A 25,779-nucleotide genomic window follows, 5' to 3' on the forward strand; every position below is an offset into this window, starting at 1 on the left:
CGAGCCCGGGCCGAGAGTCTCAGCCCAGGATGTCGAGCACAATCTGCCGCAGTTCGCCCCGGGTCAAGCCGGACGGCTCCGGATTGGAGCGGAAATCCGACTTTTTGCCGTCAACTGCGGCGAAATGGCCGGCAGAGGAGTGGGTGGAACGGCGGGTGGCGGCCAGATGAGCCGGCGCAAGCGCGGACTGGGCGGCGAAATGGCCGGTGGAATGGGAAGCGGTCGACAGGATCGGGGTCGTCATGAAAATCCTCCAGGCCGGATGGGCGGACCGATGGACTCGGGGGCCGGCCGGCTCTTTGTGAGTGTGGCGTCTTGAAACGGGAGCCGTTGCGGCGGACACCGCCCGGCAAGGCTCCGATAAGCGGGACCGGCCCCGGAACGGGCATGCCCCCAAAAGACCGGCGTTCCCCGAGGAAAGCTCCCCCTCGATGAACCGGAGGGGGCAGGGAAGCGCACCGCGAATGCGGTGTCGGCCATGTCCCGAGATGGGGGTGGGGAGAGGTTTTTTCAAGTTGCTCCGCTCATCTCCTCCTTCTGGCTCTCCTTCTGGCTAAGGAGCCTCCAGGGAACGCGCGGGCGGCCCCATGGTTTCGTCTCCACCGGTCCATCACGAAGGATGGCCGGAAGGAGGGCGGCGATGCGGTGGCAGGGCGGACGGGAAAGCGAGAATGTCGAGGACCGGCGCGGCCAGGGAGGGGGAGGTTTCGGCGGGGGAGGCCGGGGCGGCATCCGCATCGGCAAGGGCGGGCTGGGCATCGGCGGGGTCGTCGTGCTGCTGCTGGTGTCGGTGGTGCTGGGCGTCGACCCGACGGTCCTGCTCAACGGCGGCGACCCGGCGGACCGGAGCACGGCCGGGCGGACGCAGATCGGCGAGGCCGCCCCGCGCAGCCAAGCCGACGACGAGTTGAAGCGCTTCGTCTCCGTCGTGCTGGCGGACACCGAGGACACCTGGCGGGGCCTGTTCCAGCAGATGGGGCGCCAGTACCAGGACCCGACGCTGGTGCTGTTCACCGGCACGGTGTCGTCGGGCTGCGGCCGGGCCCAGGCGGCGATGGGGCCCTTCTACTGCCCGATGGACCAGAAGCTCTACATCGACCTCGGCTTCTACCGCGAGCTGCGCGACCGCTTCCAGGCGCCGGGCGACTTCGCCCAGGCCTATGTCATCGCCCATGAGGTCGGCCACCATGTGCAGACCCTGCTGGGCATTTCCGAGCAGGTGCAGGCGGCGCAGCAGCGGGCACGCAACCCGGCCGACGCCAACGCCCTGTCGGTGCGGCTGGAACTGCAGGCCGACTGCTTCGCCGGACTCTGGGGCAACCACGCCAACCGCGACCGCCGCATGCTGGAGCCCGGCGACGTCGAAGAGGCGCTGACCGCCGCCAGTGCCATCGGCGACGACCGCCTGCAACGTCAGGCGAGCGGCACCGTCAGCCCCGACAGCTTCACCCACGGCAGCTCCGCCCAGCGCGTCCGCTGGTTCCGCACCGGCCTGGAAAGCGGCCGGATCGAGGCCTGCGACACCTTCGGCACGGACCGGCTGTAAAGGGAGCAGGCTTGAGGGCGGGGGAGGGACTTAACTCCCCGCCCCGCGCATGAGCCGCAGATAGTCGAGCACGCGGGCGGTGCGCCAGTCGGGGTCGGCCCAGCAGGCGGCTTCCCGCGCGCGGCGGCAGGCGGCCACCGCCTCCAGCCGGGGCTGGCCGGTCAGCGGACGCAGGTCGGCGGGGATGGTGGCGAGACAGGCGGCGGCGAGTTCCGCGGGCGGGGCGGGGGCGGTCTCCAGCCAGCGTTCGGCACCCCGGAAGCGGTCGCGGCACATCAGCCCGATCATGTAGTCGCAGGCCGATTGCAGGCCGGGCGCCAGCCGGCCGGGGCTGACCGACAGGACCGGCAGCAGGGGAGCCAGGGTCGGGGCCAGATGGTTGGCGTAGAGCGTCGCCCCCCAATAGCGCTCCGCCGTCTGCCGGAAATGGTCGAGGTCGCGCACCGGCACCAGGCCGGAGGACTCGATGGGCAGGATCTCCACCTTCGGCTTGGTAACCACCACCGTGTCGTTCGACACGTCGACATAGAGCGCGCCGATCTGCAGCGCGTTCTGGAAATACTGCTCGCGCAGGACGCCCCAGACGCTTTGCAGCACGCCGCCCTCCTCGACGAAGGCGCGCAGCGCGCGCTCCACCGGGCCGGCCGGCTGGGCCAGACGCTGCAACAGGCGGGCGAAGAGGTCGCGGGTGATCTCCTCGCAGCGGCCATAGGGATAGGGCTTGCCGCCGGCCGGCGGCAGGCCGGCGAGCGCCCGGTCGCTCTCCTCGCGGAGCGCCATGAAGTAACCGTAGAGCACCGCGGGATCGCCGCCCAGGTGGCGGGCGGTCAGCGCCGACTGGCGCTCGTCCACCGGGGCGATCTGCTGGGGCAGGAGGGGCGGGAAATGCTGCGTCATGGCGGGCGGGATCCGTCGTTTCCCGGCAAATTGGCACCCTTCGCCATCCCGGTGCCAGAGTTTCCGATCCCCGCACCCCATACGGAACGGAGGGTTGCGCAAAGCCGTGCCGGCCGTCACACATTCGGCTGCTGCAGACGGGATGCCCGTCCGGGCGGCCCAGTCCTTTCAAACGGAACGGCATGATGAGCACAGCGGACACCGCACCCGACATCCGGTCTCTGGAAAGCGCCTATCGCGGCCGCAGCGCGCGGGTGGCGGTGATCGGGCTCGGCTATGTCGGGCTGCCGCTGGCCCTGGCGCTGACGGGCGCCGGCTTCACGGTCACCGGCTTCGACATCGACCCGGCCAAGGCGGCGGCGCTGAACGGCGGGCGCTCCTACATCCGGCAGATCGCCGACGGGCGCATCGCCGGGGCGGTGGCGACCGGGCGGTTCCGGGCGACGACCGATGCCGACGCATTCGCCGCCTGCGACGCCGTGATCGTCTGCGTCCCCACCCCGCTGTCGCCGCAGCGCGAACCGGACCTGAGCTTCGTCGAGGCTTCCACCCGCCTGATCCGCGACAGGCTGCGGCCGGGCCAGCTGGTGGTGCTGGAATCGACCACCTGGCCCGGCACCACCGACGAGGTGATGCGGCCGATCCTGGAGGAGACCGGGCTGGCCAGCGGGCGGGATTTCTTCCTGGCCTATTCGCCCGAGCGCGAGGATCCCGGCAACATCACCTTCACCACCAGCACCATCCCCAAGGTGGTCGGCGGCGACGACGAGGGGGCGCGGCGGCTGGCGGTGGCGCTCTACGAGCAGGTGGTGCCGCAGGTGGTCCCCGTCTCCGGCACGCGGGCGGCGGAGGCGACCAAGCTGACCGAGAACATCTTCCGCTCCGTCAACATCGCCCTGGTGAACGAGCTGAAGATCGTCTTCGAGCCGATGGGCATCGACATCTGGGAGGTGATCGAGGCGGCGAAGACCAAGCCCTTCGGCTTCATGCCCTTCTATCCCGGCCCAGGCCTGGGCGGCCACTGCATCCCGATCGACCCCTTCTACCTGACCTGGAAGGCGCGCGAGTACCAGATCTCCACCCGCTTCATCGAACTGGCGGGCGAGGTCAACACGATGATGCCGCGCCATGTGGTGGACCGCCTCGCCCTGGCGCTCGACCGCCGCTCCGGCATCGGGCTCAGCCGGTCGCGCATCCTGCTGGTCGGCATGGCCTACAAGAAGAACGTCGACGACAGCCGTGAGTCGCCGGGGCTGCGGCTGATGGAGATGCTGCTGGAGCGCGGGGCGGCGGTCGACTACCACGACCCCTTCATCCCGGTGCTGCCGGTCACCCGCGAGCATGCGGCGCTCGCCGGCCGGACCTCCATCGCCTGGGAACCGGAAACGCTAGCGAGGTTCGACGCGGCGGTGATCGTCACCGACCATGACGGCATCGACTATCCAAGCCTCGCCGCCCATTGCCCGCTGGTGGTCGACACCCGCAACGCGATGCGGACCGTGGAGGGCATCGAGGGCTTCGCCGACCGCATCGTGAAGGCCTGAGAAAACCGGGCGCCTGAAGAAACCCGGGCCGCGGAAGGAGGGCGGGCCGCCTCCCTCCCGCGGGCCTTCTCCCGCGAACCGGTGCGGGGCTCAGAGCTCCTCTTCGCCGCCGAAATCGCCCCAGCCGCTGTCCTCGACCGTCTGTTCGACATGGTCGGTGGCGGCGGTGGCCGCATCGGTGGCGGCGGTCGCGGCCTCAGCCGCCACCGCCTCGCCGCCGGAGAACATGCTGGACAGCGCGCTGCCGATCAGCATGCCGCCGGCGACGCCGGCCGCCGTCTGCATGGCGCCGGCCATGAAGCCGCCGCCGGCCCGCGGCTGCTGGGCATAGCCGGCGACGCGCGGGTCGCCGTAGACGGGAGTGCCGGGAGCAGCCGGCGGACGGCCCCAGGGCGAACCGGCCGGCGAACCGGACGGCATGGCGGCGGCAGCCGGGGCCGCCGCCGGATATGACGGCTGCGGAGCGGGACGGCTGGCGCCGCCGAACAGGCTGCCGAACAGACCGCCACCGCCGGACTGGGCCGGGGCGGCGGCAGGGGCGGGACGCTCGCGCAGCTGACGCTCCAGCTCCTCGTTGCGGCCCTGGGAGGCGGCGAGCGCCTGCTCCATCATCACGATGGCCTGCGCCATCAGATAGGGGGCGGCCGGCTGGCGGGCGATCCGTTCGCGGATCAGCGCCTCGGCCTCGGGATCGCGCGGGCCGGATTGCGCCTCGGCCTGATGCAGCTTGGCGAACAAGTCGTCGATGATCTGGCGTTCGGTGTGGTCCATGGCGATGCTCGTCTTCATGAAGAGGTTGAAAGAAAGGTTCCGCTGCCGGCGCCGACTGCCCGAAGCGGCGCAAGGGTGCGGCCGCGCGCCGGAGGGGCAGCGCGCGTCGGGGAAGCGGCGGGAGCGGGAAGGGCCGGAAGCCGGGGGCGGCATCTCAGCGATGCTCCAAGGGGTGAGGACATCAGTCCCTCCAAGTGCGGTCACGCCCGTCGGCGCAAAAGCAGGTGAAGAGATCCGACATCGCGACCACGTCTAAGTCGCCAGAGGGGCCCGGATCCAGGTGATGAGCACGTGGCCCTGTCCCGCTTTCCTGTCAAGACGGCACCCGCACAATTTGCGCCCCAAGGGGGCCGGGCCTGGACGGGGCCTGGACCGGCGATTTCCCCCATCCTATAAGAGGCCATGGCAACATTGCAGGAAGCGCTGATCGCAGCGCTGGATCATCAGGAGGCCGGGCGCTTCGACGAAGCCGATATCCTGTATCGCCGCATCCTCGATGCCGCCCCCGGCCATCCCCATGCGCTTCACCTATGGGGCATCCTGGCAGCGCTGACCGGCCGGCCGGAGGACGCCGCAGGCCGGATCGCGCAGGCCATCGCCGTCACTCCCGACGTCGCCGATTTCCATGTCAATCTGGCGCGGATCCAGGCCGCGCTGAACCGGCCCGACCGGGCCGCCCGGCATTACGCCCATGCCGTCACCCTGCGGCCGGACGAGGCGGGGACACGCTTCCAACTGGCGGGATTGCTCCAGGATCTGGGACGGCTGGCCGAGGCCAAGGAGCAGTATGAGGCACTGCTGACGGCGGCGCCGCTCCATGCCGACCTCCACCTGAACCGTGCGCTGCTGTGCGAGGCGCAGGGGCAGGCTTCGAGGGCGCGGGACGGCTTCCGCACGGTGCTGATGCTGGAGCCGGCGTCCCCCAAGGCGCTGCTGCGGCTTGCCGCCATGGAGCAGGGGGCGGGGCGAAATGGCGCCGCCCTGGCCATCCACCGTCGCGGCATGATCGCCCTGGGAAACCTGTCGGATGCCTGGTCGTTCACCACCCTGGCCACGCTGCTGGCGGGGGAGGGGCTGCCGGAGCGGGCGGCGGAGGCCGCACGCATCGCCGTGACGCTCGCGCCCCACGACCCCGTCCTGTGGAACGAGCTTGCCAACCGACTGAAGGGCCTGGGGCGGCAGGGGGACTCCCTTGCGGAGTCGGTGGCCGGCTATGGCCGCGGGCTGGTCCTGCTGCCGGGAAATCCCGTGCTGCTGAACAACCGCGCCGACGGCTGGCTGAAGCTGGGAAGGCTGGAGCGGGCGGAGCAGGACGCGCGGGCCGCGGTCGCGGCGGACGCCGGCTTCGCCACGGGCTGGAACACGCTGGGCTCCGCCCTGATGGCGCGGGGAGATGCCGGGAACGCGCTGGACGCCTATGACCAGGCGATGCAGGCCGACCCGGCCAACCACGCTCAGGCCCGCTTCAACCGCTCCATCGCCCTGCTGACGCTCGGCCGGCTGGCGGAGGGGTGGGACGAGTATGAACAGGGTTGGGCCGTGGCCTCCGGCCGGTTCCCGCGGGTCGGATTTCCCCAGCCGCTTTGGGACGGGCAGCCCTTGGCCGATGGCGGGCGGGGCGACGGCAGCCTGCTGGTGTGGGGCGAACAGGGGCTGGGCGACGAGGTGATGTTCGCCAGCCTGATCCCACAGCTGGCCGGGGAAGGCATGCGGGTGGTGCTGGACTGCGACGCGCGGCTGGCCCCGCTGTTTGCCCGCGGCCTGCCCGGTGTCACCGTGGTTGCGCGCAGCGAACCGTTGAGCCGCCGGCTGACCGCGCCGGACGTGGTCGCGCAAATCCCGGCCGGCAGCCTGCCGCGCCTGATGCGCCGGCGGATGGAGGATTTCGCCGGCCGCCAGCCTCCCTTCCTGAAGGCCGATCCCGGGCGGGTGGCGGAACTGCGGCAGCGGATCGGGGACGGCCATGGACATGGATATCGGCTGGTCGGGCTTTCCTGGAGCAGCAAGAACGCCTCGGTCGGGCATCTGCGCTCCATCCCGCTCGACCGGCTGGCCGGGGCACTGGACGGGACGGATGTCAAACTGGTCAGCCTGCAATATGGCGACGTCGCCGCGGAGGCCGCCGCCGCCGGCATCGCCGATCCGGGGCTGGATGCCTGGGCCGACATCGACGGGCTGGCGGCGCTGATCACCGCCATGGATCTGGTGGTGTCGGTGGACAACTCGACCGTCCATCTCGCCGGCGGGTTGGGGCACCCGACCTGGGCGTTGCTTCCCCACGCCGCCGACTGGCGCTGGATGCAGGGGCGCCGCGACACGGTCTGGTATCCGTCGGTCCGGCTGTTCCAGCAGGGCGCGCCGGGCGACTGGGACGGCGTGCTGCGGGAGCTGGGCGAGGCGATGCGGCAGGGCTGAAGGGACGGGCCGGAGGCGCGATTTTGCCCCCGCCATTCGGCTTGCCTTTTGCTTTCAAAAGAACATATTGCGAACATCTTCAAGAGAGAGGGAAGCCTCCACGGTGAACGACGCGCTGCTCGAAAAGCTCGGGATTCTGGCCGACGCGGCGAAGTACGACGCCTCCTGCGCGTCCTCGGGCGCCAAGCGGCGGACGGGCGGGCCGGACGGCATCGGCTCGACCACCGGGGCCGGCATCTGCCACGCCTATACGCCGGACGGGCGCTGCGTCTCGCTGCTCAAGATCCTGCTGACCAACTACTGCCTGTTCGACTGCGCCTACTGCATCAACCGCCGCTCCTCCAACGTGCGCCGCGCGCGGTTCAGCGTCGATGAGGTGGTCCGGCTGACGCTGGGCTTCTACAAGCGCAACTGCATCGAAGGGCTGTTCCTGTCCTCCGGCATCATCCGCTCGCCCGATTACACGATGGAGCAGCTGATGCTGGTGGCGCGCACGCTGCGGCGCGACCATGGCTTCGCCGGCTACATCCACCTGAAGACGATCCCGGAGGCCAGCCCCTGGCTGATCGAGCAGGCCGGGCTGTGGGCCGATCGGCTGTCGATCAACCTGGAACTGGCCTCCGACCGCAGCCTGAAGGAGTTCGCGCCGGAGAAGGACGGCGGCGCGATCAAGGCGGTGATGGGGCAGGTGGGCGAGCGCATCCTGGAGGCCAAGGAGGAAAAGCGCCGCTTCTCCCCTGCCGGGCAGAGCACCCAGATGATCGTCGGCGCCGATGCCTCCACCGATCTGTCGGTGCTGGAGACCAGCGACACGCTCTATCGCCGCTATGGGCTGCGCCGGGTCTATTATTCGGCCTTCAGCCCGATCCCGGAGGCCAGCTCCGCCCTGCCGGCCAAGCCGCCGCCGCTGCAGCGCGAGAACCGGCTGTACCAGGCCGACTGGCTGCTGCGCTATTACGGCTTCACGGTGGAGGAGATCGCCGCCGGGGGCGAGGGCGGGATGCTGGACCTCGGCATCGACCCCAAGCTGGCCTGGGCCCTGAAGAACCGCGAGCGCTTCCCGGTCGACGTCAACAGTGCCGACCGCGAGATGCTGTTGCGCGTGCCGGGGCTGGGGGCGCGGGCGGTCGACAAGATCGTCGAGGCGCGGCGCCACACCACCTTGCGGCTGGAGGATGTGGCGCGGCTGTCGTCGGGGCTGAAGCGGGCGCGCGCCTTCCTGATCGCCGCCGACCACCATCCGGGCGGGCTGACCGACCGCGCCGACCTGCGGCAAAGGCTGGTGGCGCCGCCCAAGCAGCTCAGCCTGTTCTGAGGTTCTGAATCATGCATCGCGTCGAACTGAAGGGCGGCGCCGACCTGGACGGCTTCCGCCGTACGCTGCGCGGGCTGGTCGCCCTGGGCGTGGAGCCTGATGAGGTGGATTGGAGCGGCGGGGAGGCACCGTCGCTGTTCGGGGATGCCGCCCCCTTGCCGGCGGACGCGCCGCCGGTTCCGCTGCCGCGCCCGGTGGGAGCGCTGATCGAAAGCGTGGTCTGCCACCGTGATCCGGAACGCTACGCCCTGCTCCACCGGCTGGTCCGGCGGGTGCTGCGGGGGGAGCGCGACATGCTCGACCACCATGCCGACCCGCTGGTGCACCGGCTGGCGCTGCTGGACAAGGCGGTGCGGCGCGACCTGCACAAGATGCACGCCTTCCTGCGCTTCCGCGAGGTGCGCGACCCCAATGGGGCGGAACGTTACGTCGCGTGGTTCGAGCCCGACCATTTCATCGTCGAGGCCACCGCCCCCTTCTTCGTCGAGCGCTTCGAGAGTCTGGTCTGGACCATCCTGACGCCGGTGGGATCGCTGCATTGGGACCGGCGGTCGCTGACAATCGGGCCGGCGGCTTTGAGGCCGGAGGGGCTCGACCGCGACGACCGCTTCGCCGAGGGCTGGCAGCGCTATTACGAGAGCACCTTCAACCCGGCGCGGGTGAACCCCACCGCGATGCGGGCGGAGATGCCGCGGAAATACTGGGCCAACCTGCCGGAAGCCGCCGCCATTCCGGCCATGATCCGCTCCGCCCCCGCCCGCGTCCAGGCGATGATCGAGGCGGAGGCCGCGGCCCCGCGCCGCCGCAACCCCGACAAGGCCGTCGCCGCCATGGCCCGGCAGGAGCCGGCGACGCTGGCGGAACTGAACCGCATCATCCGGGCCGCCGATCCTCTGGTGCCGGGGGCGACGCAGGCGGTGCTGGGCGAGGGGCCGGAGGGGGCCGTCATCGCCATCGTCGGCGAGCAGCCGGGCGACCAGGAGGATTTGGAGGGCCGGCCCTTCGTCGGTCCGGCCGGCCAGCTGCTGAGCCGCGCGCTGGAGGAGGCCGGGATCGAGCGCCGCGCCGCCTACCTGACCAACGCGGTGAAGCATTTCAAGTTCGTCGCCCGCGGCAAGCGCCGCCTGCACCAGTCGCCGACCGCCGGCGAGGTGAAGCATTACCGCTGGTGGCTGATGAAGGAGCTGTCCTTCGTCCGTCCGCGGCTGGTGGTGACGCTGGGCGCCACCGCGGCCCTCGCGCTGACCGGGCGCAGCGTCTCGGTCCTGCGGGAGCGCGGCCCGATGGGGTTCGGCCAAAGGGGATTGGGGGATTGGAACGGCTTCGTCACCGTCCACCCGTCCTACCTGCTGCGCCTGCCGGCCGGGGAGGCGGCGGAGCAGGCCTATCGCGACTTCGTCATCGACCTGCGGCGGGCGCGGGAGATGGTGGAAGGGGTGGGTTGACGGTCTCGATAAGTATGATCAAGTATGATCAAGTATTCCATGAGGAGTCGTCATGGCCGAGATCGAACGTCTGACCATCACATTGCCGGCCGCCATGGCGGCAGCCGTGAAGGGCGCCGTTGCTGGCGGCGACTATGCGTCGAGCAGTGAGGTCATCCGCGAGGCGCTGCGCGACTGGGCCGTGAAGCGCGCCCTGCAGCGCCAGGAGTTCGCGTCGCTAAAGGCGGACATCGACCGGGGCATGGCCGATCTTGCCGAAGGGCGCCTGACGGACTTCGATGCCGACCGGATCGCCGAACGGGGAAAAGCATTATCCGCCCGCTCCCGCTCCGCCTGACGGAGGCGGCGGAAGCCGATCTCGCCGAACTCTGGGCCCATGTGGCGGCAGAGTCCTCCGAAACGGTGGCAACCGGTTTCATCCGGGCCATCGAAGCCACGCTTCAGCCCTTGTGTCGCTTCCCTTTATCGGGGGCCGCCCGCGACGAGCTCGCTGCCGGTCTGCGGGTGAGCTTCCATCGTGCCTACGCGATCTATTATCGGCCGCTGCCGGATGCGGTGGTCATCGTCCGCGTCCTCCATGACGCGCGGGACGCCGCGGCACTCGCCAGCCGTGGCGAGTTCGAGGAATAGGGAACGGGAGATGGTGGAGGAGGCGGGTTGAGCGTTCCCGCCCCGGTATCGTCGCAGGTCAGGCGGCGCGGATGCCGCTCAGGAAGGTTTCCACCTCCTGGCGCAGCAGTTCCGACTGGCGCGCCAGTTCGCCCGAGGCGCCCAGCACCTGGCTGGCCGCGGCGCCGGTCTGGGCCGCCGCCTCGCTGACGCCGCCGATGTTGGCGCTGACCGACGCGGTGCCGCTGGAGGCCTCCTGAACGTTGCGGGCGATCTCGGCCGTCGCCGCGCCCTGTTCCTCGATGGCGGAGGCGATGGAGGTGGCGACCTCGCTGATCGTCGCGATGGTCCGGCTGATGCCGCCGATCGCCTGGGCCGCGCCGTTGGTGGCGCCCTGCATCGAGGCGATCTGGGTGCCGATGTCCTCCGTCGCCTTGGCCGTCTGGTTGGCGAGGCTCTTCACCTCCGAGGCCACCACTGCGAAGCCCTTGCCAGCCTCACCGGCGCGCGCCGCCTCGATGGTGGCGTTGAGGGCGAGAAGGTTGGTCTGGGTGGCGATGTTGTTGATCATCTGCACGATCTCGCCGATGCGCTGCGCCTGCTCGACCAGCCCCTGGACCTGGGCGTTGGTCTGCTGCGCCTCGCCCACCGCCTGGTCGGCGATGGCGGTGGAGCGCGACACCTGTCCGCTGATCTCGGTGATGGAGGCGGTCAGCTCCTCCGTCGCCGCCGCGACGGCCTGGACGTTGGACGAGGCCTCGACCGCCGTTCCGGCAGCGGCGGACGCGCGGGCATTGGTCTGTTCGGCGATGCCCGACATGCTGTGCGCCGTCTGGCTCAGCTCGGTGGCGGCGGAGGACAGCGTGCGCAGGATGCCGCCCACGGTCGCTTCAAAATGGCGGACGAGGCGCTCGACCTCGGCGGTGCGGCGCTCCTTGGCGGCGCGGTCGGCCGCCTGCTCCGCCTCCAGCCGGTCGGCGGTCTGCAGCGCGTCGCGGAAGGTGACGACAGCGGTGGCCATGGCCCCGACCTCGTCGCTGCGCGCCGCATCCGACAGGTCGACACCATAGTCCTTGCGGGCAAGGCGTCCCATGCTCGCCGTCAGGCGGGCCAGCGGCTCCACGACGCTGCGGCGGGCGATCACCAGGGACAGCAGGGCGCCGATGAGGATGCCGATCAGCCCGACCGCCACGACGGCGGTCTTCACGAAGCTCTCGGTTGCCTCCACCTCGTCGGTGAGTTGGGCGATCCGCTCCGTTCCCGTCTCGATGATGGGGTCGGTCAGGGCGGAGGCCGCACGCTCGCTGCTGCGCACCTCGCTGCGGAACAGAGCGGCGGCGGCATCGTCCTGCCCCGCCAGGGTGAGGTCGCGCGTCCTGGTCAGCGCGTCCATGACCTTGACCTGCAGCGGGCCGACCCGGCCGGCGGCCGGATTGCCCGAGGCGGCGAGAAGCTGGTCGAGCCGGCGGTTCTTTTCCGCCATTTCGGCGATGCGCGCGCCGAACCGCTCGCCGGTGGCCGCCTGCGCCGCGGCGTCTTCGGAAATGAGGTTCAGGGCATCGCGCTGCAGGGCGCGGCTGATCGACCGCAGTTCCGACGCGGTCAGGACCATCCGGTCCATCTGGATCAGGGCCTGATTGGCGGAAGCGATGCGGTTCAGCCCCCACACGGATGTGCCGCCGATGGCCGCGGAGACGGTGGACAGGACCAGGACCGGCAGCAGGATCTTGCTGGAAAGTTTCATCGTACTCTCGTGGGGGCGGAACGAGCGGCCGGAAGGTCACTCCGCCGGCGCCAAAAGAATGAATTGCCACGGTCACGTTAACAAAACGTAATACCAGAATATGCAAGATATAAGGGAAATCACCGACTTCCCGACAGATCTCAAGCCTATGAAACTTGAATTTCAACTTTTGCGATTACACGGAGGTTTCTTGTCTTTCTTATTGTGGGATAATATTGGATATGCTTCCGCAATAAAGTGGATGCTGGCGCGAAATTCTTCATTGCTGCCGTTCGTTCTACGGCTCCCGTTCAAGCATGATCCTGTGCGGCACGGCGAAGAGCCGGGGCCGGGAAAAGAAAAAGGGCGGCCTGAAGCCGCCCTTTGAAATCGCCATGGAAAGAGGATCAGATCACCCCCCGGCGCCGCAGCTCCCCGATCACCTGGGCGACCATCTCGTCGGTGCCGTGTTCGCCACCCTTCAGCGTGATCTCCGGCGCTTCCGGCGGCTGGTAGGCGCTGTCGATGCCGGTGAAGTGGGGGAGCTGGCCGGCACGCGCCTTCCTGTACAGCCCCTTGGGGTCGCGGGCCTCGCAGACCTCCAGCGGCGTGTCCATGAAGATCTCCAGGAACTCGCCGTCCTCCAACAGGGAGCGCGCCATGCGGCGCTCCTCGCGGAAGGGGGAGATGAAGCTGACCAGCACGATCAGCCCGGCTTCCACCATCAGCTTCGACACCTCGGCGACGCGGCGGATGTTCTCCACCCGGTCCTCGTCGGTGAAGCCCAGATCCTTGTTCAGGCCGTGGCGGACATTGTCGCCGTCCAGGATCATGGTGCGGCGGCCGAGACGGTGCAGTTCCTGCTCCAACCGGTCGGCGACGCTGGACTTGCCGGAGCCGGACAGGCCGGTGAACCACAGCACGCAGGGCTTCTGCAAGTCCCCCGCCCGCGCCGCCTTGTCCACCTTCGAGGCGTGGCGGTGGATGTTGGAGGCCCGGCGCAGGGGGAAGCGGATCATGCCGCAGCCGGCGGTGGCGTTGGTCAGCCGGTCGATCAGGATGAAGCTGCCGGTCTCGCGGCTGTCGGCATAGGCGTCGAACGGGATCGGCCGGTCGAGCGCCAGGTTGCAGAAGCCGACGTCGTTGAGATCCAGATGCTTGGCGGCGGCATGCTCCTGGGTGTTGACGTTGATGGTGTGCTTCAGCTCCGTCACCTGGGCGCCGACCGTCGCCGTGCCGGCCCGCAGCAGGTAGGAGCGGCCGGGCAGCAGCGGCTGCTCGTCCATCCACACCACATGGGCCGCGAACTGGTCGGCCACCTCCGGCCGGCCGGCGGCGGCGACGATCATGTCGCCGCGGCTGGCGTCGACCTCGTCGGCCAGCACCAGGGTGATGGCCTGTCCGGGAAGCGCCGTCTCCAGATCGCCGTCCATGGTGACGATCCGCGCCACCCGGCTGGTCCGCCCGCCGGGCAGGATGGCGACCTCGTCGCCGACGCGCACTGCGCCGCCCACCACCGTGCCGCTGAAGCCGCGGAAATCCTGGTTCGGCCGGTTCACCCATTGCACCGCCATGCGGAAGGAGCCGAGCTTCTCCTCCGCAGCGGCATCGACGCTCTCCAGATGGCCGAGCAGGGTGGGGCCGCCGTACCAGGCCATGGCGTCCGACGGCTTGGTGACGTTGTCGCCGGTCAGCGCCGAGACCGGGATGCAGGTGACATCGGTGATGCCGATGCGCTGGGCGAAGACGCGGTAGTCGGCGGCGATGCGCTCGAAGGTCTCGCGGTCCCAGCCGACGGCGTCCATCTTGTTGACCGCCAGCACGACATGGCGCACGCCCAGCAGCGAGACGATGGTGCTGTGGCGCCGGGTCTGGGTCAGCACGCCCTTGCGCGCGTCGACCAGCAGAACCGCGGCGTCAGCGGTCGAGGCGCCGGTGACCATGTTGCGGGTGTACTGCTCGTGGCCCGGCGTGTCGGCGACGATGAACTTGCGGCGGTCGGTGGTGAAGAAGCGGTAGGCGACGTCGATGGTGATGCCCTGCTCGCGCTCCGCCGCCAGCCCGTCGACCAGCAGGGCGAGGTCGAGCTGGCCTGCCCCGGTGGTGCCGAAGCGGCCGGAATCCGCCTCCAGACTGGCCAGCTGGTCCTCGAACAGGCATTTGCAGTCGTAGAGCAGCCGGCCGATCAGCGTCGACTTGCCGTCGTCCACCGAGCCGCAGGTGATGAAGCGCAGCAGATCCTTGCCGTTCTGGCGGGCCAGATACTCCTGCACCTCGTTGACGGCATCCATGGGGGCGGCATTGGCGGGGAAGGTGCCGGCGGGAGCGGTGACGGGATCGAGGTCCTTCAGCATCAGAAGTAGCCTTCCTGCTTCTTCGCCTCCATGGAGGCGGCGGCGTCCTGGTCGATCACGCGGCCCTGCCGTTCCGAACTGGTGGACAGCAGCATCTCGCGGATGATCTCGGGCAGGGTGGCGGCGGTGCTGCGCACGGCCCCGGTCAGCGGATAGCAGCCGAGCGTGCGGAAGCGCACCCAGGCCATCTCCGGCACCTCGCCGGGCCGCAGGGGCAGCCGGTCGTCATCGACCATGATGAGGGTGCCGTCGCGCTCCACCACCGGGCGGGGCTTGGCGAAATAGAGCGGCACCACCGGGATGTTCTCCTGGTGGATGTATTGCCAGATGTCGAGCTCGGTCCAGTTCGACAGCGGGAAGACGCGGATGCTCTCGCCCTTGTGGATGCGCCCGTTGTAGAGGCTCCACAGCTCCGGCCGCTGGTTCTTCGGCTCCCAGCGGTGGGTGGCCGTGCGGAAGGAGAAGATGCGCTCCTTGGCGCGGCTCTTCTCCTCGTCGCGGCGCGCCCCGCCGAAGGCGGCGTCGAAGCCGTGGGCGTCGAGCGCCTGCTTCAGCCCTTGCGTCTTCATCACGTCGGTGTGGACGGCCGAGCCGTGGGTGAAGGGGCCGATGCCCTGGCGCACGCCCTCCCGGTTGATGTGGACCATCAGGTCGACGCCGAGATCCTGCGCCGTGCGGTCGCGGAATTCGATCATCTCCCGGAACTTCCAGGTCGTGTCGACATGCAGCAGCGGGAAGGGCGGCTTGGACGGATAAAAGGCCTTCATCGCCAGATGCAGCAGCACCGAGCTGTCCTTGCCCACCGAATAGAGCATGACCGGCTTGTGGAACTGGGCCGCCACCTCGCGCATGATGTGGATGCTCTCCGCCTCCAGCCTTTGCAGGTGGGTGAGGCGGGCGGGCGTGGTCAGGATCTCGGGCAAGCCGTTTCCGGGATCGGTGGCGGGGCCGGGCTCGGGAAGCTCCCTCGCCGCGGGGCGGGTGTCGAGCAGCGGATCAAGAAGCATAGCCGGCCTTCTTCTGCATGTCTCCGGCCACGGCATCGAACACCGTCCGACGCTTGCGCGACCATTCGATCGGGCGCTTCGACGGATCGAAGCCCTTGGGTTTCTCGACGGGCGCCCAGCTGACCTCGCCATTGCTGCGCGAGGCGCGGGACGATCCCAGGATGGGCAGGTCGCCGATCCGCTCGAACGGATAGCGCCCCTCCTCCAGCTCCAGAAAGCGCATAACGTCGCGGACCGTACCGTCGGGGGCGGCCACCGCATCCTCGAAGCGGACCAGCCGGCAGGCATCGGCGCTCATGCGGCTCTGCGCCTCCAGCGCCGCCTCGGTGCCGAAGCTCCATTCGCGGCAGACGTCGGCGAAGGTCCGGCCCAGGAAGCGCAGCGGCCAGGTGTCGATGGTGGACTGCACAGCGCGCTTGCCGTCGCGCAGCACGATCAGGCAGCGCTCCGCCGGGAACAGGTAGGGGAAATACCGCATCATCCGGGTGTGGGGCGACTTGATCACCACCGTCTTGTCCGCTGGAAACTCGGCTTCGATGCGGCGCAGGAAGCCGCTCACCATATAGCAGAAAGTCTCCAGGTCGCGGAACGATTCCCGGTTGCGCCGGTAGAGGCGCAGGAAGCGCCCCTCATAGGCGCGCGCGTCCTCCACCGTGTTCAGGAAGGGCAGTTCCCGGATGCCGAAGGGGTTGACCACCACGTCGGGGTGCAACTCCAGCAGGCTCTGGAGATAGTTGGTGCCGCTGCGCGGCATCACCCCCTGCAGGAAGACGATCCGCGGCGCGCGGCGCGGGGCGGTGTCGCCGGTGGCAGTGGCCATGGCAACGTCCTGCGGGAGCCCGCGGACCGACTGCGCCACCACCCTCAGATGACGGGCGTTCTCTTCCCCGAACCAGGGATCGAAGAAACTCGACCGTTCCGTGCTGGGGAGTCGAAGAAGCCGTTTTCCGACAAAGCCGATCTCCTTCTGAAGTCGATGAACCGCTCCGTCTCCGAAATGATTTCGAAAAGACGCGGCATAGTGATCGGCTGTCAGGGTCTTCGCATTCCGAAACACAACGGCCTCCTTTTGCGTCACCTCTGCGCTGGGCATCTCGGATTTTCCTGTTTTTTGACGGTCGATGCGTCACTTCTGCAAATTCGGCAATCGCCGTCTCCCACACCTTGTTATGGTCCTATCGGTTTGGCTTTTTTAGTTCTAATCCGGATCTAACCCCATGGTCTTACAAGTATGCGGGTGCGATCTCCAATGGTGGGAGGCGGATGACACAGACTCGCCATTGAATTCAATGTCTCTATCTTGCAAGTAGAGAAGACGCGTTTGATCGTCACTTGGTCTTTATTGATACGTATGCGAGATGGGCTCCCTGCGTATTCTGTAGAATTAGCCCATGGAATTCAAAAGTTCTGACTATTTATTCTAATGTTTCCCCTCTGGATAACAGGCCATCCTGAGTGGAATCGCCGGCACTCCGATCTTTCGGGTAAACGGGTGGGACCGAAGGTTTGTGCCCCCGCCCGTTCTTTTTTCCGGGAGGATGGCAGGACGGGTACCCTGCCGCTTGGCCGGGATGCTTTCGCTTGAACGCTGCCGGAGCGGGGGTTATGGTCGGCCCGCCGCAGACGGGGAATACTCTAAATTGTTTAACTCTCAGTCGGGAAACCCCAAGGTGGCGGGTTTCGGCGCCGGTCCCTTTGCCCTTTTCCAGACCGCCTGGCACCACAGGTCGCTGATCCTGCGGCTGGCCCGGCGCGAGATCGACGCCCGCTACCGCGGGTCGATGCTGGGCATCGTCTGGGCGGTGCTGAACCCGATCCTGATGCTGGCGGTCTACACCTTCGTCTTCTCGGTGGTGTTCCAGGCGCGCTGGGGGACGCCCAGCGGCGCAGCGGGGGAGAGCAACACCGAATTCGCCCTGCTGCTGTTCTCCGGCCTGATCCTGTTCAACGTGCTGGGCGAATGCCTGAACCGGGCGCCCGGCCTGCTGCTGGAGAATGTCAGCTACATCAAGAAGGTGGTCTTCCCGCTGGAGATCCTGCCGCTGGTGTCGCTGGCCGTGGCGCTGTTCAACGCCGGCATCGGCTTCGTCATCCTGGTGGTCTTCCATTTGGCAGTCGCCGGGCTGCCGCCGCTGACGGCGCTGCTGCTGCCGCTGGTGCTGGTGCCCTTGTGCCTGACCACGCTGGGGCTCAGCTGGTTCTTCGCCGCCGCCGGCGTGTTCCTGCGCGACATCCGGCAGGTGGTGGGGGTGGGCGTCACCGTGCTGATGTTCCTCAGCCCCATCTTCTATCCGATGACCGCGATCCCCGAGCGCTTCCGCGCCATCCTGCACCTGAACCCGATGACCGCGATCCTGGAGCAGTCGAAGGACCTGCTGTTCTGGGGCCGCATCCCGTCGCCGGTGGACTGGGGGCTGGCGACGCTGGGCGCCTGGGTGGTGGCGTGGCTCGGCTATCTCTGGTTCATGAAGACCCGCCGGGGGTTCGCCGATGTCGTCTGAGACCGATACCCCCGCCAATCCCTCCACGGAGACCCCTGTCGTCATCCGCGCCGAAGGGCTGGGCAAGGCCTACGCCATCTTCAAGCGCCCGCAGGACCGGCTGAAGCAGATGCTGGTGCGCGGCCGGCGCAAATATTACGACGAGTATTGGGCGCTGCGCGGCGTCGACCTGGAGGTCCGCCGCGGCGAGACGGTCGGGCTGATCGGGCGCAACGGCTCGGGGAAGTCGACCTTCCTGCAGCTGCTCTGCGGCACATTGACGCCAACCTCCGGCCGCATCGCGGTCGATGGCCGCATCGCGGCCCTGCTGGAGCTGGGCGCCGGCTTCAACCCGGAATTCACCGGCCGCGAGAACGTCTATCTCGCCGCCTCGGTCCTTGGCCTGTCGAACGCGCAGATCGCCGAGCGCTACCAGTCCATCGCCGAGTTCGCGGGCATCGGCGACTTCATCGAACAGCCGGTGAAGCTCTATTCCAGCGGCATGTACGCCCGCCTCGCCTTCGCGGTGGCGGCACATGTCGATGCCGACATCATGATCGTCGACGAGATCCTGGCGGTCGGCGACGCCTCCTTCACCCAGAAATGCATGCGCTTCATCCACCGCTTCAAGGAGCGCGGCACCCTGTTCTTCGTTTCACACGACACCGGACAGGTGGTGAACCTGTGCGACCGGGTGGTGTGGCTGGACAACGGGTCGGTACGGGCGATCGGCCCGGCACGGGAGGTCTGCCACGACTATCTGGCGGCGCTCTACAGCGACCAGGATACCTCGCGCGGCTTCCGCATCGGCGGGGCGCGGCAGGCGCTGCCCCAGGCCAAGCGCGAGGAGCCGGTGGAGGACGCCCGCGCCGAGCTGCTGAAGGCCTCGCAGCACCGCAACGCCATCGAGCTGTTCGACTTCAACGACAGCGGCCCCTGGTTCGGCAACCGCGGCGCCACCATCACCAACGTCTCGATCCTCGATGCCGAGGAGCAGCCGCTCAGCGTGCTGGAGGGCGGCGAGGTGATCGTGCTGAAGGTGGATTGCCGGGCCGAGCAGCAGGTCCATCGCCCCATCGTCGGCTTCTACGTCAAGGACAAGCTTGGCCAGAACCTGTTCGGCGACAACACCTTCCTGAGCTACCAGCTGGATCCCGTGACGATCCCGGCCGGGCAGGACTTCGCCGCCCGCTTCCGCTTCCAGATGCCCTATCTGCCCAGCGGCGACTTCTCCATCACCGTGGCGCTCGCCGAGGGCACGCAGGAGGACCACATCCAGCACCATTGGGTCGAGGACGCGCTGTTCTTCAAGGTCCACGCCAGCCACGTCGTGCGCGGGCTGGTCGGCATGCCGATGCTGGCGATCACGCTGGAGGCGGAAGGGGCGTCGGCGCCCCGGGCGGCACCCCAGCCGACGGCCCGGGCGGCACCTGCGACAAAATAAGGCCAGGGCGCGGATAAGCCCGCAGTGAGGCAGGAAAACCGCAGTTCAGGGCATTGTTGGGCACCGCAAAGCGGGTTCCGGTCAGCGGCTTGCATTCCGGCGGGGTGTCAGCGTATGTGTGTCGGCGGCTGTGACGGGGCCGTCCGACGGGCCTGAAAAATGGTGCCCGATGGGCCGCACCCCGCCGCGGAGCCAGGCAAAAGAAGAGGCGCAGGTGGATTCGTTTTTGAAGGACCAGGGATCGGACACTCTCCGTCGCATCTGCCGGCCGATCACGCTCCTGACCCCGGATCTCGTCACGGCGCCGGCCTCCTGGCTCGGCCATGTGCCCTTCGCCTTCTGGATCGTCGACGCACTGCGGCCGGACAGCCTGGTCGAGCTGGGAACGCACACCGGCAACTCCTACGCCGCCTTCTGCCAGGCGGTCCGCCATGTCGGGCTGCCGACCTCCTGCTATGCCGTCGACACCTGGGCCGGCGACCCGCAGGCGGGCTTCTACGGCGACGACATCTACAACAAGCTCGCCGCCTACCATGACCCGCGCTATGCCGGCTTCTCGCGCCTGCTGCGCATGACCTTCGACGACGCGCTGGTCCATTTCGCCGACGGCAGCGTCGACCTGCTGCACATCGACGGGCTGCACACCTACGAGGCGGTGCGCCACGATTTCGAGACGTGGCTACCGAAGATGAGCCGCCGCGGCGTGGTGCTGTTCCACGACATCAACGTGCGCAAGGGCGATTTCGGCGTCTGGCGCCTGTGGGACGAGATCACCCGCGATCGCCCGTCCTTCACCTTCCTGCATTCCAACGGCCTGGGCGTTCTGGGCGTCGGCGAGGATCTGCCCGACGCGGTGCGCGAGCTGTTCGCCGTGCAAGCCACCGGCGGCGAAGGGCTGCGGGCCGTCCGCAGCTGGTTCGACCGGCTGGGCGACGCCGCCATCGAGGCCGAGACCATCCAGCGCCTGGAAGAGCAGGAGAAGCACCTGCGCACCGAGGTGGCGATGGTCCGCAAGGTGCTGGACGACCAGATCGCCCACAGCGAAGATCTCAAGGGGATGATCGCGACGCGCGACCGCGACATCGCCCTGATCCAGGGCTGGCTCACCGACCATCAGGCCGAAATCCGCCGCCAGGGCGACGCGCTCGCCGAAATGGCAGAGGATCTGGCCGACCGCGAACGCAACCTCGCCGCCCATGCCCGCGAGCTGACGGCGCGCGAGCAGGCCATCGCCCACCTGCACGGCGTGGTGGCCAGCCGCGACCAGCATATCCACAGCTTGGTCAATTCGACCTCCTGGAAGCTGTCGGCGCCGGTGCGCAAGCTGGGCCGCCTGACCCAGAAGGCCGGCCGCTTCTATCGCCGCCGCCTGCACAGCATCACGCTGGAGCCGCTGCACGACGTGGTGCCGAGCCCGCAGGGCGGCTACGAGGCGACCGGCAGCGACCCCGCCTTCCTGCTGCGCTCCGACCGCGGCCGGCTGCCCGGCCACTGGTGCGTGATCTCCTACCGGGTGGTCCGCGCCTCGGCCCCGCTGGTGCCGGTGATCTATGTCGATGCCGGCGACGGCTTCGACGAGCGGACGATGATCCGCCTGCCGGTCGACACGGTGGGCGAGTTCCGCCAGCTGGCCCTGCTGCCGCCGACGGTCAAGGCGCTGCGCTTCGACCCGGCCACCCGCCCGGTGTCCTTCGAGATCGCCGACTTCACCATCCGCGAGATCGGCAAGACCAACATCCTGCTCGACTATGTCCGGCAGAACCAGCCGGCACGCGTGCTGGACTATCTGCGCCGCCACGGCTGGCAGGCGACCAAGCAGCGCGTCCTGCAGGAACTGCAGCCGAACCGCTGGTCGGCCGACTACAAGTCGTGGGTGCGGATGTACGACAGCCTGACGCCGGAGGACGGGGCGGCGATCAAGGCCGACATCGCCCGGCTGCCGGTGCGCCCGCGCTTCTCGGTGGTCATGCCGGTCTACAACACGCCGGAGCCCTACCTGCGCGAGGCGCTGGATTCCGTGCTGGCCCAGTTCTACCCGGACTGGGAACTGTGCATCGCCGACGACGCCTCCACCGCGCCGCACGTGACGAAGGTGCTGGCCGAGTACAAGGCGCGCGACAACCGGATCAAGGTGATCCGGCGCGAGACCAACGGCCACATCTCCGCCGCCAGCAACAGCGCGCTGGATCTGGCGACCGGCGATTTCGTGGCATTGATGGACCATGACGACCGGCTGCCGCCGCACGCGCTCTACATGGTCGCGGCCGAGCTGGCGCGCCATCCCGACACCGACATCCTCTATTCCGACGAGGACAAGATCGATGCCGACGGCGAGCGCTACGACCCGCATTTCAAGTCGGACTTCAATCTGGACCTGCTGCACGGCCAGAACATGGTCAACCACCTGGGTGTCTTCCGCCGCTCGCTGATCGAGCAGGCCGGACGCTTCCGCCTGGGCTTCGAGGGCAGCCAGGACTACGACCTGACCCTGCGCGCGGTCGAGCAGACGGTGCCCGAGCGCATCCGCCACATCCCGGCGATCCTCTATCACTGGCGCGTATTCCCGGACTCCTCGGCCTTCTCCACGGTCGATCTGCCGCGCGCCACCGCCGCCGCCCACAAGGCGCTGACCGAGCATTTCCAGCGCCGCGGCGTGGAGGCCACGGTGGAGACCTCGCCGGCGACCAACCGCTTCACCCGCATCCGCTACGCCCTGCCTGCCAGGCTGCCGCGGGTGTCGCTGATCGTGCCGACGCGCGACAAGGTGGAACTGCTGAAGGGCTGCATCGACGGGCTTCTGCACCGCACCGACTATCCGGATCTGGAAATCCTGATCGTCGACAACAACAGCGAGGAAGCGGCGACCTTCGCCTATTTCGACACGCTGAAGGACGAGCCGCGGGTGCGGGTGCTGACCTACAAGGCGCCCTTCAACTACTCCTCGATCAACAACTTCGCCGCCGCCGAGGCGACCGGCGAGGTTCTGGGCCTGATCAACAACGACATCGAGGTGATGGAGCCGGGCTGGCTGGCCGAGATGGTCTCCCACGCCCTGCGGCCGGAGGTCGGCGCGGTCGGTGCCAAGCTCTATTACGCCGACGGCACCATCCAGCATGCCGGCGTCGTCACCGGCATCTGCGGCGTGGCCGGCCATGTCCACAAGGGGCTGACCCGCGACGCCTACGGCTATTTCAGCCGGGCCCAGCTGACCCAGGATCTGTCCTGCGTCACCGCCGCCTGCCTGATCCTGCGCAAGGAGATCTTCGACGAGGTCGGCGGGCTGAACTCCGAGCATCTCGCCGTCGCCTTCAACGACGTCGATTTCTGCCTGCGCATCCGCGAGAAGGGCTATCTGGTCGTCTGGACGCCCTTCGCCGAGCTGTACCATCTGGAATCGGCCTCGCGCGGGCCGGACACCGCCCCCGACAAGGTCAAGCGCTTCATGGGCGAGGTGGCCTACATGCAGGAGCGCTGGGGCGACAGCCTGCTGGCCGACCCCTATTACAACCCGAACCTGACGCTGGACGCCGAGAATTTCGGGCTGGCCTTCCCGCCGCGCACGGTCAAGCCGTGGCTGCGCAAGGCTTGCCCCGAGCTGCGCAAAGAGCGCCTGAAGGAAAGCATCTGAACCATGGACGTCGCCTCCCTCGACATTCCCGACGTTAAGATCATCCGCCCGAAGAAGTTCGGCGACCATCGCGGCTTCTTCTCGGAGACCTACACCAAGAAGACGTTCGAGGCGGCCGGGCTGCATTACGACTTCGTCCAGGACAACCACTCGCTGTCGGCCGAGGTCGGCACGGTGCGCGGCCTGCATTTCCAGCTGCCGCCCTTCGCCCAGGACAAGCTGGTGCGGGTGGTGCGCGGCGCCATCCTGGATGTGGCGGTCGACATCCGGAAAGGCTCGCCCACCTTCGGTCGGCATGTCAGCGCGGTGATCAGCGCCGCCGACTGGAACCAGATCCTGGTGCCGATCGGCTTCGCCCACGGCTTCTGCACGCTGGAGCCGGACACCGAGGTCATCTACAAGGTGACCAACTATTATTCGCCCGAACATGACCGCGGCCTCTTGTGGAACGATCCGGAGCTGGGGATCGACTGGCCGGTGTCGGCCGACAAGGCACAGCTTTCGGACAAGGATCATAAGCATCCGACCTTCGCCCAGCTTGGCGACTGGTTCTGACGGCGCTATTGGGTTTCGGCTCTTTTTTGCCCTGTGGGGCTTTGGGCCCCGTTTTTGGCGGTAAGGTGGTTTGATGACGCGCATTCTCGTCACCGGCGGCGCCGGTTTCATCGGCTCGGCGGTGGTCCGCCAGCTTCTCGCCGAAACCGACGCCTTCGTCGTCAATGTCGACAAGCTGACCTACGCGGCCAACCTGTCCTCCCTGCCGGGCGCCGAGGGCAACCCGCGCTACGCCTTCGAGAAGGTCGACATCTGCGACGCCGCCGAGCTGCGCCGGGTCTTCGACACCCACCAGCCCGACGCGGTGATGCATCTGGCCGCCGAATCCCATGTCGACCGTTCGATCGACGGGCCGGGCGAGTTCATCCAGACCAACGTCGTCGGCACCTTCCGCCTGCTGGAAGCGGCGCGCGGCTACTGGTCGGCCCTGCCGGCGGAGCGCAAGGAGCGCTTCCGCTTCCACCACATCTCGACCGACGAGGTGTTCGGCACGCTGGGCGACGACGGCTTCTTCACCGAGACCACCGCCTACAGCCCCAACTCGCCCTATTCGGCCAGCAAGGCGTCGAGCGACCACCTGGTCCGCGCCTGGCACGAGACCTACGGGCTGCCGGTGGTGCTGACCAACTGCTCCAACAATTACGGCCCCTACCATTTCCCGGAGAAGCTGATCCCGCTGATGATCCTCAAGGGTCTGGCGGGCGAGAAGCTGCCGGTCTACGGCAAGGGCGACAACATCCGCGACTGGCTCTATGTCGAGGACCATGCCCGCGCGCTGCGGCTGGTGCTGGAGAAGGGCAAAATCGGCGAGAGCTACAACATCGGCGGCCACAACGAGCGCACCAACCTGGAGGTCGTCCGCGCCATCTGCGCGCATCTGGACGAGATGAACCCGGCCGGCGCCCCGCACGACCGCCTGATCAGCTTCGTCACCGACCGCCCCGGCCACGACAAGCGCTATGCCATCGACGCCGGCAAGATCGAGCGCGAGCTGGGCTGGACGCCGCAGGAGACCTTCGAGAGCGGCCTGCGCAAGACGGTCGCCTGGTATCTGGAGAACCGCGACTGGTGGCAGGCCATCCTGAACGGCTCCTACCAGGGCGAGCGGCTCGGCCTGAAGGAAGAGGGAGCCGCCCAATGAAGGTTCCCATGAAAGTCCTGGTTCTCGGCAGCAACGGCCAGCTCGGCTTCGAGCTGATGCGGGCCAACTGGGCGCCCGGCACCGATGTGGTGGGCCTGCCCTATCCCGAGTTCGACGTGACCCGGCCGGGCGACGTGGAAAAGGCGGTCGCCACCCACGCGCCCGACCTGCTGGTCAACGCCACCGCCCACACCGCCGTCGACAAGGCCGAGAGCGAGGTCGACCTCTCCTTCGCCGTCAACCGCGACGGGCCGGGCGCCATGGCGGCGGCCTGCGCCGCGCGCGGCATCCCCTTCATCCATGTGTCGACCGACTATGTGTTCGACGGGACGAAGGACGGCCTCTACACCGAGGACGACCCGATCAACCCGCTGGGCGTCTATGGCGCCAGCAAGGCGGCGGGCGAGGAGACGGTGCGCGCGGCGACCCCTCGCCATGTCATCCTGCGCACCTCCTGGGTCTACAGCGCCTACGGCAACAACTTCGTCAAGACGATGCTGCGCTTCGGCAAGGAGCGCGAGGAGATGCGGGTGGTCGCCGACCAGCACGGCTCCCCCACCGCCGCCGCCGACCTCGCCGCCGCCATCGTGCGGATCGCCGGAACGATTGAGAAGACCGGCGCCGCCGCCTGGGGCACCTACCACCTGACCGGCAGCGGCTACACCACCTGGCACGATTTCGCCGAGCATATCTTCCGGCGGCTGGAAGAGCGCACCGGCAAGCGGCCGCGCCTGACCGCCATCGGCACGGCCGACTATCCGACCCCGGCGCGCCGCCCGGCCAACTCGCGGCTGGACTGCTCCCGCGCCAAGGAGCGGTTGGGCGTGACCTGCCCGCCGTGGCAGGAGAGCGTTGACCGCGTGATCGACGAGCTGTTCACCAACCCGCCGCAGGCGTGAGGACGA

The 25,779-nt window shown here is 68.4% G+C and carries 20 protein-coding genes; 13 read left to right on the forward strand and 7 right to left on the reverse strand.

The features are described 5' to 3' along the window. Positions 1 to 19 precede the first annotated feature (19 nt). The gene (locus tag J2Y49_RS24270) at positions 20 to 244 is read right to left on the reverse strand and encodes a hypothetical protein (RefSeq protein WP_310117552.1); all 225 of its coding nucleotides are present in this window, start codon (positions 242 to 244) and stop codon (positions 20 to 22) included. A 396-nt stretch (positions 245 to 640) separates the two neighbouring features. Here J2Y49_RS24270 and J2Y49_RS24275 point away from each other — a divergent pair, with 396 nt between their 5' ends. Further along, positions 641 to 1,546 (forward strand): neutral zinc metallopeptidase, encoded by a 906-nt coding sequence (locus J2Y49_RS24275; protein WP_310117554.1) that lies wholly within the window; start codon positions 641 to 643, stop codon positions 1,544 to 1,546. A gap of 30 nt (positions 1,547 to 1,576) precedes the next feature. On the opposite strand, the gene J2Y49_RS24280 is transcribed toward J2Y49_RS24275, so the two are convergent. Then, complete coding sequence (locus tag J2Y49_RS24280) at positions 1,577 to 2,443, reverse strand: hypothetical protein (protein WP_310117556.1); 867 nt, start codon at positions 2,441 to 2,443, stop codon at positions 1,577 to 1,579. 185 nt (positions 2,444 to 2,628) lie between these two features. Between J2Y49_RS24280 and J2Y49_RS24285 the strand changes: the two genes are divergently transcribed. After that, positions 2,629 to 3,987 carry a nucleotide sugar dehydrogenase gene (locus J2Y49_RS24285; RefSeq protein ID WP_310117558.1) on the forward strand — a complete coding sequence of 453 codons (1,359 nt, stop codon included), beginning with the start codon at positions 2,629 to 2,631 and terminating at the stop codon, positions 3,985 to 3,987. A gap of 90 nt (positions 3,988 to 4,077) precedes the next feature. Here the strand turns inward: J2Y49_RS24285 and J2Y49_RS24290 are convergent, their stop codons facing one another. Next, the gene (locus J2Y49_RS24290; protein WP_310117560.1) at positions 4,078 to 4,758 is read right to left on the reverse strand and encodes a DUF2076 domain-containing protein; all 681 of its coding nucleotides are present in this window, start codon (positions 4,756 to 4,758) and stop codon (positions 4,078 to 4,080) included. Positions 4,759 to 5,160: 402 nt separating this feature from the next. On the opposite strand from J2Y49_RS24290, the gene J2Y49_RS24295 reads away from it, so the two are divergent. The 5 genes from J2Y49_RS24295 to J2Y49_RS24315 all read left to right on the forward strand — a co-directional run bounded on the left by J2Y49_RS24295 (position 5,161) and on the right by J2Y49_RS24315 (position 10,563). Continuing rightward, positions 5,161 to 7,173, forward strand: a complete 2,013-nt coding sequence (locus tag J2Y49_RS24295; protein ID WP_310117561.1) for a tetratricopeptide repeat protein — start codon at positions 5,161 to 5,163, stop codon at positions 7,171 to 7,173. A gap of 103 nt (positions 7,174 to 7,276) precedes the next feature. Further along, the gene (locus J2Y49_RS24300; RefSeq protein WP_310117563.1) at positions 7,277 to 8,488 is read left to right on the forward strand and encodes a putative DNA modification/repair radical SAM protein; all 1,212 of its coding nucleotides are present in this window, start codon (positions 7,277 to 7,279) and stop codon (positions 8,486 to 8,488) included. A gap of 11 nt (positions 8,489 to 8,499) precedes the next feature. Further along, entirely contained in the window at positions 8,500 to 9,933 is a 1,434-nt protein-coding gene (locus tag J2Y49_RS24305; protein ID WP_310117565.1) for a UdgX family uracil-DNA binding protein, read from the forward strand. Positions 9,934 to 9,985: 52 nt separating this feature from the next. Beyond that, a complete protein-coding gene (locus J2Y49_RS24310) occupies positions 9,986 to 10,270 on the forward strand; it encodes a ribbon-helix-helix protein, CopG family (RefSeq protein ID WP_194910543.1) in 285 nt (94 codons plus the stop codon). 41 nt (positions 10,271 to 10,311) lie between these two features. Further along, entirely contained in the window at positions 10,312 to 10,563 is a 252-nt protein-coding gene (locus tag J2Y49_RS24315; protein WP_310117566.1) for a type II toxin-antitoxin system RelE/ParE family toxin, read from the forward strand. 58 nt (positions 10,564 to 10,621) lie between these two features. On the opposite strand, the gene J2Y49_RS24320 is transcribed toward J2Y49_RS24315, so the two are convergent. The 4 genes from J2Y49_RS24320 to J2Y49_RS24335 all read right to left on the reverse strand — a co-directional run bounded on the left by J2Y49_RS24320 (position 10,622) and on the right by J2Y49_RS24335 (position 16,446). Then, positions 10,622 to 12,286: a methyl-accepting chemotaxis protein gene (locus J2Y49_RS24320; RefSeq protein WP_194910533.1), complete on the reverse strand. Its 1,665-nt coding sequence runs from the start codon at positions 12,284 to 12,286 to the stop codon at positions 10,622 to 10,624. A gap of 386 nt (positions 12,287 to 12,672) precedes the next feature. After that, positions 12,673 to 14,556 (reverse strand): sulfate adenylyltransferase subunit CysN, encoded by a 1,884-nt coding sequence (cysN, locus tag J2Y49_RS24325; protein WP_409017904.1) that lies wholly within the window; start codon positions 14,554 to 14,556, stop codon positions 12,673 to 12,675. A gap of 62 nt (positions 14,557 to 14,618) precedes the next feature. Beyond that, positions 14,619 to 15,626, reverse strand: a complete 1,008-nt coding sequence (gene cysD, locus J2Y49_RS24330) for a sulfate adenylyltransferase subunit CysD (protein ID WP_310117570.1) — start codon at positions 15,624 to 15,626, stop codon at positions 14,619 to 14,621. Then, positions 15,616 to 16,446: a sulfotransferase gene (locus J2Y49_RS24335; RefSeq protein WP_310117573.1), complete on the reverse strand. Its 831-nt coding sequence runs from the start codon at positions 16,444 to 16,446 to the stop codon at positions 15,616 to 15,618. Before J2Y49_RS24335 ends, cysD begins: the two co-directional genes overlap by 11 nt. 850 nt (positions 16,447 to 17,296) lie before the next feature. Between J2Y49_RS24335 and J2Y49_RS24340 the strand changes: the two genes are divergently transcribed. The 6 genes from J2Y49_RS24340 (at position 17,297) to rfbD (ending at position 25,773) form a co-directional block, all read left to right on the forward strand. Continuing rightward, a complete protein-coding gene (locus tag J2Y49_RS24340) occupies positions 17,297 to 18,127 on the forward strand; it encodes an ABC transporter permease (protein ID WP_194910530.1) in 831 nt (276 codons plus the stop codon). Then, the gene (locus tag J2Y49_RS24345; protein WP_310117574.1) at positions 18,117 to 19,550 is read left to right on the forward strand and encodes an ABC transporter ATP-binding protein; all 1,434 of its coding nucleotides are present in this window, start codon (positions 18,117 to 18,119) and stop codon (positions 19,548 to 19,550) included. Before J2Y49_RS24340 ends, J2Y49_RS24345 begins: the two co-directional genes overlap by 11 nt. Positions 19,551 to 19,764: 214 nt before the next feature. Next, positions 19,765 to 23,178 (forward strand): glycosyltransferase, encoded by a 3,414-nt coding sequence (locus J2Y49_RS24350; RefSeq protein WP_310117575.1) that lies wholly within the window; start codon positions 19,765 to 19,767, stop codon positions 23,176 to 23,178. A 3-nt stretch (positions 23,179 to 23,181) separates the two neighbouring features. After that, the gene (gene rfbC / locus J2Y49_RS24355; RefSeq protein ID WP_194910528.1) at positions 23,182 to 23,733 is read left to right on the forward strand and encodes a dTDP-4-dehydrorhamnose 3,5-epimerase; all 552 of its coding nucleotides are present in this window, start codon (positions 23,182 to 23,184) and stop codon (positions 23,731 to 23,733) included. 73 nt (positions 23,734 to 23,806) lie between these two features. Next, positions 23,807 to 24,874: a dTDP-glucose 4,6-dehydratase gene (rfbB, locus tag J2Y49_RS24360; protein WP_310117579.1), complete on the forward strand. Its 1,068-nt coding sequence runs from the start codon at positions 23,807 to 23,809 to the stop codon at positions 24,872 to 24,874. After that, positions 24,871 to 25,773 (forward strand): dTDP-4-dehydrorhamnose reductase, encoded by a 903-nt coding sequence (gene rfbD, locus J2Y49_RS24365; protein ID WP_310117581.1) that lies wholly within the window; start codon positions 24,871 to 24,873, stop codon positions 25,771 to 25,773. Before rfbB ends, rfbD begins: the two co-directional genes overlap by 4 nt. The last annotated feature ends 6 nt before the right edge of the window (positions 25,774 to 25,779 follow it).

This window comes from Azospirillum sp. BE72, assembly GCF_031455875.1.
Classification (GTDB): domain Bacteria; phylum Pseudomonadota; class Alphaproteobacteria; order Azospirillales; family Azospirillaceae; genus Azospirillum.